General features: G+C 35.2%; 5 protein-coding genes. All 5 read left to right on the forward strand.

Translation table 11 applies throughout. The features are described from left to right. Positions 1–135 precede the first annotated feature (135 nt). The 5 genes from EAG08_RS09980 to EAG08_RS10000 all read left to right on the forward strand — a co-directional run bounded on the left by EAG08_RS09980 (position 136) and on the right by EAG08_RS10000 (position 12,686). Positions 136–2,313 (forward strand): hypothetical protein, encoded by a 2,178-nt coding sequence (locus EAG08_RS09980; protein WP_129535298.1) that lies wholly within the window; start codon positions 136–138, stop codon positions 2,311–2,313. Continuing rightward, positions 2,313–4,274: a hypothetical protein gene (locus tag EAG08_RS09985; protein WP_129535299.1), complete on the forward strand. Its 1,962-nt coding sequence runs from the start codon at positions 2,313–2,315 to the stop codon at positions 4,272–4,274. Before EAG08_RS09980 ends, EAG08_RS09985 begins: the two co-directional genes overlap by 1 nt. A gap of 98 nt (positions 4,275–4,372) precedes the next feature. Beyond that, a complete protein-coding gene (locus tag EAG08_RS09990; RefSeq protein ID WP_129535300.1) occupies positions 4,373–5,158 on the forward strand; it encodes a hypothetical protein in 786 nt (261 codons plus the stop codon). A gap of 1 nt (position 5,159) precedes the next feature. Then, a complete protein-coding gene (locus EAG08_RS09995; protein ID WP_129535301.1) occupies positions 5,160–5,765 on the forward strand; it encodes a hypothetical protein in 606 nt (201 codons plus the stop codon). A gap of 81 nt (positions 5,766–5,846) precedes the next feature. Then, positions 5,847–12,686, forward strand: coding sequence for a hypothetical protein (locus EAG08_RS10000; protein WP_129535302.1), 6,840 nt, complete (start codon positions 5,847–5,849; stop codon positions 12,684–12,686). The last annotated feature ends 15 nt before the right edge of the window (positions 12,687–12,701 follow it).

Below are 12,701 nucleotides of genomic sequence, written 5' to 3' on the forward strand. Positions count from 1 at the left end.
AAATATTAAAAAAAACAAAACTTAACAACATGAAATAAATACAATAATTATTATGAATTCTAATCACAGAATTTTTACACGAACAAGCTTTTTAAAAAGCTTTTTAAAATTTTATATCACAAAAAATAACACCAAATGCCACAAAACACTATACAGAGCTCCACGCCTACTTCTTCTGATGGCAATGGCCTGAATGTAAGACCGGATCTTTTACCGGAATCTTATCTCTTTATTGAGAAAATTCCTTTTTCTCAGGCACCTACAGATAAATTTGGTATGACAGGGGATACTACATTCAGGACAACCTCCAGAATTAGTTATACCGGTAAAATATTCACCATCTGTCAGGGACAGGTACTCGTTCAGCCCAATTCGGATGATCCGACTAAAGTCAATCTTATTTTAAAGCCTTTCACGCAGCCTATTAAGGGACTTGCCATTAAATATTTTATTTACCGCGGGCTTAAAGCATCAGACTTTTTTGGTGCAAACCAAACGATTAATCCTATTTCAAATGCTACAGGTTTTGTAAAACAGATCAGGGATGATTTTCAGAAATTATATAATATGCTGAATCTTACAGAACCCACGCTGACAGCACAATACATTGGGTATCCGGGAACGGGATCATATGCGCAAACTACAGACTTGCTTATCGATGATTTTTTCTTTAAAATTTCACAGGAAGATGCAGGAAGCACCAATCCGAATCAAAAAGCTTTTGAATTGCCAATGATTCCGCGAGGAACTCATTTAGGAACAGTAAGCGGAAGTCAATCCATTGGTATTGACATCGTCTTAAATGAAGGAGATTATACCATTGAAAACGATCCGAATCCGTTTAAACTAGACTTAAATTTTGCGCGTTTAAACAATCATATTTTAAATTCAACTTCGGGAGCCAATGCCTTTGAGAACAAACTGATCAGGGAATCTGCTACACAATTCATCGACATTGCTTCTTTCTACGGACTTCACACGCACGGAAAAGGAAAACTTCATGCAAGCAACAACGGACAGAACACCGTATTGCAGACCAATGATGAGATTTACGGCGCTATTGAAGGATTTGCTACTGCCAAAACGACTTATCTGTACATTCAGGGAAGCAGGCAACGCTCTTATAATTTCTACAATAATCATCCTATTGGGGCAACCACCAATGATTATAAAAAGGGAACCACAACTGCCAACCTTGTTGCAGGAAAATTTTCGGAATACTGGCCTTTGCAGGAACTTGCAGACACTCCTTCCTTGGCTATTCAGCTTACAACAGACAATAATGATGCAGCAGCATTATATGTAAAACAGGGAATTTTGAATGTAGATACTGCTAACGAAGATTATTTCATCCGAGGAGAGAATCTTTTGCAACAAGCCGATGACAACAACACTGTCGATACTGCACTTACCAAACCCATTGTTTTTGATGTCAAGAAAACAAGCACGGGAACAAATATCGGGTCTTTTGTGCAGTTGATTTATGAGGGAAAAGCTCTTGAAATTACGAATGTAGTTCCGCCTTTAAACGCAGGAGAATCATTATTTCTAAAGGATATTGATGATGTTTTTGGATTGATTAACGTAACGCCTCATATTCAGCCTAAAAGCACGAATGAGTTGAGATATGTAATTGATCAGAATTTATTGTTGATTGATTTTGAGAACAAGAGAGGAGGAAAAGATATTGCGACCGTTACGACAAAGAGAGTTGAAGATATGATAATGAATGATGAAAATGAAACCTTAAAAAGAGTTACTTATGAAACATTATTAAATAACATCCGACAAGGCTTTGAAGGGTTCTATCAAAGTAGATCAGCTTATCAAGATAATAGCAATGGAGGAACAATTACTTATAGTGACACAATGAATAATTTTTATTCCCCTGAAAAGCCATATTATTTAAAAACAGAGATTTTCACTGGTTTGGATGGAAATACTATAACCGGACTATCCATTAAAACAGATGAAAAGACCCTTCCAAGTAAAAAGCTTTTAGGAATAACTAAAATTGAAAATGACAAATTTTCTGTACTTATTAATCAGCATCAATTGAACAATCCTAAATTTTATTTGAAAAATGAACTTTCAGATGAAACAAGTAAATATAATTCTTTAGAGGGAATAGAATATAAAAAATATTCACTTTGTATTATAGGAGAAAATCACGCTGGAGAACTCACTACAGTATTTCCAACTGACCACGTATATGTAACAACAGTTGATAGTATGGTTTTTACTTCTAACGAATATGCGAAGTTTTATCCCAATTTATCAAAAGAAATAATTTTTAAACTAGACTTATTCTAATGGCACAGGCAATTATTCTTAAAAATGGAAATATCGTAAGAAAAGGTAATATAACTAATGAAAATTTTTTTACTACCGGACATCTGGCTTCATTCGATGCACCAGATGGGACAAGATATACTTGTGCAGCTTATTTGGATATCAATAAACGTCTAACATTTTATGTTCAGGAAACTAGTTTTTATACTCATATTGAAGCTGCAGAATATGGTAAGATGAAAATTTACAATGATAAAGATTGGGGTAAAGTAGAAGAAAATGATATAATTGAAATAAGAAAAAGAGAAATATCAGTAACAGGAACTCCAAGCTATTGTTGGAACACATATACTAAACCATATCAAAATGGAGAATCTTTTTCGGAAAAAGATATACCATTAACAGGTTTTACAGTAAACACGTCAAAAAGTTATTGTAATAATTTAGCACTAACAAATACTGCTCTTGAATTTTTCAATAAAAATGTGATTTTATCAAATGATTCAAAAGTTAAAGAAAGTATTGCGGACGTTGCACAGCTTATAAACAATATAGATAAATATATTTATGAGTCTTTTAATACTGGAATAGATTTATTAAAAGAAAATCAAAAAGCACTTTGGCGAACCTTAGATACCTCTTCGTTAAGTAGTGATTCTCAGAAAAAGGCATATTATGACCAATATTATATAAACTTGTTGAATTATTATAATTTAATAAAAAAACGAATTTACATCCTAAATAATTCTACTGATATTGAGAGCACTATTCTGACAGCTATGAGTATGCATCCTAAAATTTTAATAGGACTAAGTGTAAAAATAAAAATCGAAATGCTAATTTATCTAGTGAAATATCTTCTTTCAGAAGATATAGATAAAGTAGAGTATGAAGAATTTGTAGTTAGTATTGTTTATTCTTTTGATAAAACCGACACTAACAATATAAATTTATTTTTAGACGGTTTGATTGATCCTAAAAAATCAATATCTGACTCTAAAATGAAGGAGCACCCAAAACCTGAGGAATATGAAATTTTTCGAAATTCGGTTACGCTATTTGAAGCCATTTATACTAGAATGTCTCAAAGTTGGGATGTTACTGAAAAAATAATCTCTTTGGTTAATTATATTCCTGGTGTTGATTTTGATCCTGTTTTAACTAGGTACAATTTTGTAGATGCTGTTTACAGACTGTGGAGATATAGTAAATATAATCCTTATAAAGATAATATTTACAAACCAGAATTGTTAAGCTTGGTAGAGGATAATCAAAACACAATGTTCAAATACAGTAGAAAACCATCTATCAAGTATATGCCAAACATGAGTTTTACGATTGATAAAACTTCTGGACCAGTAGTAATTAATTACAAGTCAAGTGAAAACTTTGGACTATATGATCAAAATTTTATTTTTGAGTTTACAGGATATAATAAAATTTGTGCCCTTACAAATGATTGGAATGTAGTTAAAAATGAACAAATATCCGAACCACCAATCTCAAGAAGTTGGTTTCCTTATGGTTATTATGATATATTTCAACCGGTAACTCTTGTCGATCACAACAATGAGACATCTTTACCAATATTAACAGTAGATAATGCAGATCCTTCTGGTAACTTAGATAATTACAATTCTATAGTTCCTATATTTTATATTAAATACATTGCACAGCTAAGCAAAAATAAAAATGCAGAATTTCTTATTTTTAGAACTGCTGATATTGTTACTTTTTTTAGAAGCGGAGGAGGACTAGTAGGTAAATTATCTCATATTAGAGGTCTCTCAAAATTTGAACAGATTATTACGTTAACAGAAACAATCCAACTTTCTTTAGATGTCACAAATGCTGTATCAGATTACATCGCAAGCTGTAATAATACTAATTCAAAATTTTGTCAAAAATTAAAAATACTTTTAGGTTGGGTAGAATTAAGTGCGTTAGGAGATGATGCAATGTCTAGGCTACAAAAAAAATAGCAGCGAAAAGATTTATAAAGGAGATAGATTTTGGAGAAGGAGTACCAGGTGATTTTAATACTGCTGAAGGACAAGAATTTATTTCGAAAATAAGGATTTTGGCAGCAGAAATAGACGACTTGGAATTGTTAAATAAATACAGAGAACAAGCAAAAAATAGACTTTTTGATAAACTAAATAGGGATACGGAATATTTTGAAAATTATTATTCTGATACTGAAATTAATGAGTTACTGACAATTGCTTTTGGAAAAAATCTTCCTATTGATGATATTGCGGGAATTATTCATCAAGCTTGTAGAATACGTGACCCTCATTATAAAGCACCAATAAGTGAGCTTACAGTTAGAATGGATAATATCATTGAAGTTCGGAAAAGAGGCTTTCCGTTTCCGTTTATTTCAAAACCTCAATTTAATGATTACGTAAATAACAAAGTAATACCTACCTTAGATAAGTTTGGTCTTCCAAAAGATAAGGCATATGTAGGAGGTTCTGGTCTTACTTCAACAACTAGTTTAAGCGGTGGAACACAAGACACCGATTGGGTAATATATTTTAGTTCAAAAAAGAAAGAACAAGAATATGTTAATAAATTATTAGATAAATTTACTGAAATGACTACTACAACCCCTAAAGTTTTAAAATCAGGAGAAGCAAAGAAATATAAACAAGGGCTTGTGGAAGACTATAAGGCAAAAAAGCGAATTCACAAACAATATATAGTAGCAATTGAGAATGGGAAAAAGATTAACTTGTTTAAAGATGAAAATAAAGTTCAAAATTATATTGTTGATTTTTTTGGATCAACACCAACTGATATAACACCGAAAGTTTTTGGTGATAATGATAACATTCCTCAATTAAAAATTAAATTAGAATAATATGGCAACAAGTATTTCTTACGAAAATGAGTTTGAAAAAGCAATAACTTTAACTCAAATGGATAATATGGAAAATTATATAAAAGTATTTTCTGTAAACGGTTTAGTTAAAAGAAAAGAAGAATACAAAAAAGGTGAATTGATTTATTTAATTTATTACAAAGACACTAACGAGTCTATTGCTAATATATTATCTGAAAATAACTCGATTCGAACAATCGAAATTAGAGAAAGACAAGTAGTCGGAAACTACGTTCAAGTAAATGAATCAGAATATGTTGACGGGGTTTTATTGTTCAAAGGGATTTCGGTACTTGATAGTAATAGTAATGAAATTTACACAAGTCCAATTGATGCAATAACAAACCAGCATGATTATGAAGAGACAAATAAATATTTTTATGATAACAATAATAAAAAGTTATATATTTTCTGGTATGGGACGAATGGTCAATTTAGTAATATGATGAGTTATAACCCTAATCATAATGTTTATTTGAATGAATTCAAACAAGAGTTTCTTTTAGAAGATCTTCCTGGATTAGTGGATTTTGATTGGTCAAGCATGGATTATTATCATAATGCAAATCCTATCATTCCTACTTAATCCTCATTACTTGCTTCATATTCTCTCGACTTGGAGCAATATCAAAGGTTATTTATAACCCCAAACACAAAAAAAATTTTCATGCCAAATCAAACACCGGTAACACATAGGTATTACCCGAGGTTATCCTCTGTGGTTACACCAGACCAGATTCCAGACATTCTGGGATTCATAAAAGACGGAGTCGTTGGGCTCCTCGACAAGATCTATTACAAAGATTTGCAGTACAGTAAAGGCCCGAAAGGAGATTCGGCTTTCTATAGTTTATCCCTCGTATCAAAAAGATTAGACATCGAAATTCCGGGAACGGGTATTTCTTTAGTTCTCAATCCGGATATGATAGGAAACGATTCTCAGATTTCGTCCTTTCCGATTACGATCGAATATCAATGGAAAATCCTGGCGTACCTGCGCCAGTTCAGTCTAGGAAACTTTTCCTTTGAACCTCAACAAATCTTTGAAGTCGCACTTCGAGTGCTAAATATAACGGAAGAACAGGCAATTGCACATATTGTCAATAATTTCGTAGAACCGCAAAACCAAAATATTACTCCGTTAATGCAATTTGTTTCTGATCTTAATGCAGATCAAAACTTGGGACTTACACTCCCTACCAATGCAACAACAGTAACCGATGTCGTAAAAGACATCTATGCAAAAGCAGGCAAGTATGCTTCTTTAGCAGCTTTTGCTACTTTTTTATTAACAGACAACATCCAGGAAACCGGAAAAAAGGTAAAAGAATTTTTCCAGTCACTGATTCCTCAGGATATTGATGAATTCATCAAAGAAGTCATCATTCCAAAATTTAAAGCAACTTTGATGCTTTCGGCGGCTATCGAATTTCCTAGAAGCATTCTTGTTCCTGTCAATCCACCCAATCATCCTACCGCAGCTTTAGAGCCACTGCCAGCAGACAACAACGGCGTAGAACCGAAAGTGGTAATGACATTTGCAGAAGCACTTTTCTATGCAGACACAGAAAGAGGTTTCGGGTATAATATGGATCTGATTCTTAATCTGAACCATCCTGCACAAATCGGAAATACCGGTTTTGTGATTGATATTCACAACCTTAAAATTGATTTAAGTAAGAAAGAGAATATCGCAGAAGCCGATGCCGATGGAAGACCGAAGGAATTCATGGGAGTTTACATGGAATATACCGAGATCTTTTTGCCTAAAAAATGGTTTAAAAGCAATCCGGGGCAAACCATCGGAATCTCTGCCAATCATTTATTGATCGGTACAGGAGGACTGTCGGGAAATATTGCCATCAGAGCCACTCATAAGATGAAAGAAGAAAGTGGAGTATTGAAACTAGATAGTTATTTTGAGAATTATTTTACTCTTGATTATTCAAATCTAAAGGTAAAATCTCTTTCAAGTCCTACCGCAGTGCCAATTGCGAACCACGACGCATTAAAAACGTATGTAAATGGTCTGGGCTCACCTTCACAATTGAAATTTGAATATCCTATTTCGTTAACAACAAGTGCCGGAGACACCAGAATATTCAAAAACGAGACAGATTATTACAAATTTCTAACGAGTCTTGAAATTGATACCAGCGATGAACTGAAATTTAAATTAGGAAAAGATCCTGAAAAAGCATGGGAACTTGGGTTTTCACATTTCGATATTGATTTCCATCACGGGCAGGTAGTGCATTCATCATTAAAAGCATCTTTAACGATTCCTAAATTTAAGAATAATAACAATCAACCAATGAGGATCGAAGTTGATGGCGAATGGGAAAGTAAAGAAAACTTTAAACTTTCTGCGGCAATTTTACCTTTTGGCCTCTCGATGAATCTTTTCGATATTCTTACTTTCAATTTACAAAGCATCGAAATCGGAAAAAAAGAGAATAATTTTTATGTTGAAGCTGACACAAAAATTTTCTTCCCTGATGATTCTTTCGGTTCAAAATTATTTGGTAAAGAAGGAATCGATCTACCGGCGATCCGTTATTACGCCAACGGAAAATTCGAGATTGCAGGCGGTAACTCTATTATCCCAATCAATCTAAACCTGAATATCGGACCTGTTGTTATGAGTGTTACAGCGATCCACATGGGTACCATCCAGAGATTGAAGGGCGGGGTCATGAGAAGCTATAACTATATCGGATTCGATGGAGGGATCAATGTCAATCCTCTAGGACTTGACGTTAGAGGAAACGGTGTAAAATATTACTATACCAATGACAACGATCAATTTGGCGGAGATGGAGACGATTATTTCCACATTTCTACTTTAGAAGTTGACTTAGTAATTCCAGGATCGGCAAGTCCGGAAGCGGCAATGGCGATCATCAATGGTTCATTGACGATTCCTGAACCGGGAGTTTCTACGGAATACAGAGGAAAAGTAGCGATCCAATTACCAAAAATGAAAATTTACGGTTCTGCGGAAATGGCATTTGATCCAAAATATCCGGGATTCTTTATTGATGCTCAGGTAGAATTTCCTTTCGTGATTCCGCTGGGATCGTTTGGTATCTTTGGATTCAGGGGACTTTTAGGATATCGTTACGTAGCGCATAAGAGTGCTATTAATATGGATACGGATGACAGCTGGTACGATTATTACGTCTATCCAGAACGTGGAATCCGTTTACCTAAATTTATAGGCCCACAGCATACACAGCAGTATGATTTTCCTTTCTCCATTGGAGCAGGAGCTTCCTTAGCAACATTAGACGGCCGTTTGGCTTCACTTCGTGCAATGGTATTATTATCCGTACCAAGTATGTTTGCTATTGATGCAGGTTTAACAATTATCAGTGAAAGATTGGGCTTAACGGAAGACGATCCTCGGGTTCCGCCATTCTATGCCTTCGTCATTGTGGGTGATAACTCTCTGGAAATCGGAGCGGGAGGTAACTTCCAGCTCAACAGAACCAACGGCTCATTCATCGATATCAAAGCTGAGGTTCAGATGGGATTCTTCTTCAAGAATCAAAAGCCATGGTACGTCAACTTCGGAACCAAGGACAAACCGATTACCGCTGCGCTGTTTAAAGATTCAATGAATATTAAAGCTCAGGCATATTTAATGATTGCAGCAAAAGGTATAGAAGCCGGCGCAAGAATTGACTTTAACCTGAATTTAATTATCCTAAAAGTATGGGCAGCCATCGAAGTGGGTGGTAAAGTGAGTTTTGAACGGCCACAGACAGGAGGATACATCTATGTAGAAGGCGGCGCAGAGCTTAATTTATATATCGTAAAAGTTTCGTTGTTCATCTCTATTTATTTCAGGGTCGAACTTGTAAAGCCTTTCCTCATCTTGGCTGAATTTAAGCTTGAATTAAAAGTGAAGCTGTTTATCATTAAGCTTACCCTTAAGGTTCATTTAACGATTAAATGGGAGAAAGAGCCAAATACGGATACCGAACCGATTGCCCCAATCACTTATCAATCTGATCTACCAGGCATCGATTATCCGAAAGAAAGCCGGGTAAAGGACGCCGTAAAAGGGGTCAATATGCTGACCAATGAAGAGTTTATTCTGGAAAACCTTCCAATGAATGCTTTACCGACTCCGTCGAGTGTAAAAGAAAACCCTAACGTTCCTATCATTCCTTTGGATACCTATTTAGATATTAAAATTGAAAAAGGAATGGTTCCTACAACGTTATCCGATAAAAAGATCGGGGGCCATACGACAGGAGCAAGCGGATTCTTAGATCTTATACCACCTGAAAAAGTACAGCCAGGAGGTCACGTGATCCGCCAGGTAAAACATAAGTATTCTGTTGAAGATGTGATCATTAACATTATGGATGATGGTGGAAACTGGAAGGAATATAATCCTTACAGAGCAGTACTTCATGATGATCAGGCGTCAGATATTGCCGGAATTGATGATTTCAAGATCGGGTTCTGGCAAAAAACCAACGAAAAGTATGATACGATAAGGATTTTAGGAACGACTCCGTTCTCATTCCTTGACGGAGGTCAGCCGGGATGGTTTATTCCTGAACAGTACGGTATCACAGCTTCTACCCTATTCTGTACAAATTATACAGAAGAATGGCACTACTCTAATGTGTTGGATAAGACAGTCGGTACAGTCTATTACCAGCCTACGATGTATCCGAATGAATTCATCAACGGCGCTTATTACAACCTGCTAGGAAATGTGACGAGCAATGATTATATGAGTGTGTCCAATGCATCAAATCCTCACGGATTTACAAAATCATTAAAGATTACCAACGGAAATACAATGGTTGTGATCTTACCTGAAACTTCAGGAAAGGTAAATCTAACACTTTCTACCTTGGCAAGTGATGTAACGATTAAATATTACAAAGATGTTTATTCAAATTCGATCTATCAAACCTATGATGTGATTACGGAAATTACAAAAACCAAAAATGAGCTTGCAGCCGGAGAAATCACATATGTTGCCTCAGACTATAACAATCAGTTTATAAGTAAAATTGAAATCATTCCACATCACCCGAACCAGGCTCAGATCGATGCTATCAATGCTCAGATTGACCAAATTTGGACAAATGCCATCGCACAGACAACAGGAGAAGTTTCACAAGTAGTACTTTCACCTTCTGAACTGGCTTTACACGATAGTTTATTGTCACAATTGGATGGATTAAAGAGCCAAAGCTGTACAACATCACAATGTAATGAGCTTGATTTTGATGTTCTTCATACGGTAGATCATTATAATGGAATAATGGGTTCAGGAATTGTAGATTTCAACCACTCGCAAGTCATTAATAATTGGGCTGAGTATGAACTAACCTACCTTCAGGTGACAGGAAATACACCGCCGCCATTTATAGATTTTAATCTTCATTCTGTTATCTTCTTGTATTTACCGAATAATATTTTCAGTCCGTTTGTGAAGCACAATACACTGATTACAAAAGTTTCAGAAACATCATCCGGAATTGACATCTGCTACTCAAATGAGTATCCTAAGGAACCAATGAATAAAGCGGTTGTTATTAAAGTAAATAAAACAACAAATAAACCATTAAACTTAAAGTTCACTCCGGAATGCGGATGCGATTCATCTCTGCCACCTTGCCACAAAGACGATCTGCTATGCCAGTTCCTGAGTAACATTACGTATGATCTGAACAATTGTCTTTCAGCTAACCCTACAGGTACACTGTATAATAATTGGAAATGTTTTGACATTTTAATTAATCAGTTAGTAGATTTTGATAGACAAAATCCACAATATGAATTGCTGAACGGCCACACCTACATTGGGGCTTATATAAATAAGCTTAAAGAACTGTATACTAACGACGGTACTTTGTATGAAGCATTACAAATCGTTCAGATCATTTTTGAGACCATGTACGAGCTTGGAGATTGCGGTTGCAATGGTGATGATACTATTACCAACTGCTTTACCCTTCTTCAGCAGGTAAGCTGGATTACCGCTAATGATTATGAATACCAGCAGACAATTCCAGGCCAGGATGCCGTACAGCAGGATACACAGAATATGATTGCCGCTATTAATAACGTAGTTCAGCCGGTTTGGAGACCAAACAGTGTTTACTGTCTGAATCTTAAGTTAAAAGACGAAGTAAATGACAGTACTCCGACAGTTTATGATTATTACTATGCATTTAAAACAGCAGGACCTATCGGGCATTTCGAAAAGAGAAGAGAAGATTATATAGATTTCAGAAGAGATCAGGATGGACAGATTATTCAACCACCAAAGAAGAAAAACCCGGAAGAATATCCTATCACATCTTTGAAATCTTATATTGATATGAAGAGATCTTATCCTAATGCCAATGGAGATCTTTTGATGGCAAAACCAATTTTCTACGGTAATAAGCAATGTAAAATCAAGCTCTTCTTTACGAAGCCATACGTTTACAACATGCTAAAAGCCTGGGAAGCTGTTCCTGGAAGCAATTTGAAAAAGATTGACGGAGCCATGAATATCGTTATCAAAGATCCTGTGACAGATGTGATCGTTCCTTATCCTTTACCGATAGACTGGACAGAACATGAAACGGTTCCCGGACAAACAGGTATCACTTGGGGAGAAGATAATGCACCAGCTTTACCTTTAGGAATACAGCAAATGATCAACTTTGTAAATCAGGCGAACCAGAATTCAGGATCTATGCAATGTACTATTCATTTGGGAGAACCAATTGCACCAAAAGCATATAGCTACTCAGTGGATCTTACTAATTTAAAACCTGAAAAACTCTATACAGCAATTGTTTACAATGCCTTCGATGAAAATGAAGATGGTACACTTGCTCCACAAACAGTGGGTAGAAGTATTATCTATGAAGAGAATCAGAAAGTTCATGAGTTTGTATTCAAAACTTCGAGATACATCAACTTCGAGGAACAGGTGAACAGTTATCAATTAAAAGAATACGACGACAACAATGTATTGATCAATCAGAGAAATGCTGTCTATTCAATAAATGTAAACTTAAAACAGCAACAGCTTGATGATGCCTACACATTAGTCTCAAAAGGTACAGAAAACAATTATCTGAAAGGCTTGGTCAACACCTATTCTGAAGTCTTTGACAGAGCTTTCGAAGGAGTATTGGGAATCCAACCATTAAATCCGCCTACTAATACAGAATTTGTAAAAATTGTAAATAATAATCAGGATGTAATCGCATTGCTTGTAAGAAATCCGGAACCGTTCAATGATCCTAAGATTCCTTTATCTGAAATGGATGAATGCTTCAAAATCTTAAGTGGATCAGGAAATGTAAATGATGACTTTGATATTCTTTATTCAAAAGATTATTCTCAGATGTTGGTGATGCACAAAAGCAAAAAAATAGCCAATAAAAACATCAGATTTAGATTCATATACAAAAACTGGGACGGAGCGGCTTACACAGAAGAATCTACAGTAACAACAAGTGAAATACAACTTTAAACAACCAAATCTAAA

Origin of the sequence: Chryseobacterium sp. 3008163 (assembly GCF_003669035.1) — a bacterium.
Lineage (GTDB): Bacteria > Bacteroidota > Bacteroidia > Flavobacteriales > Weeksellaceae > Chryseobacterium.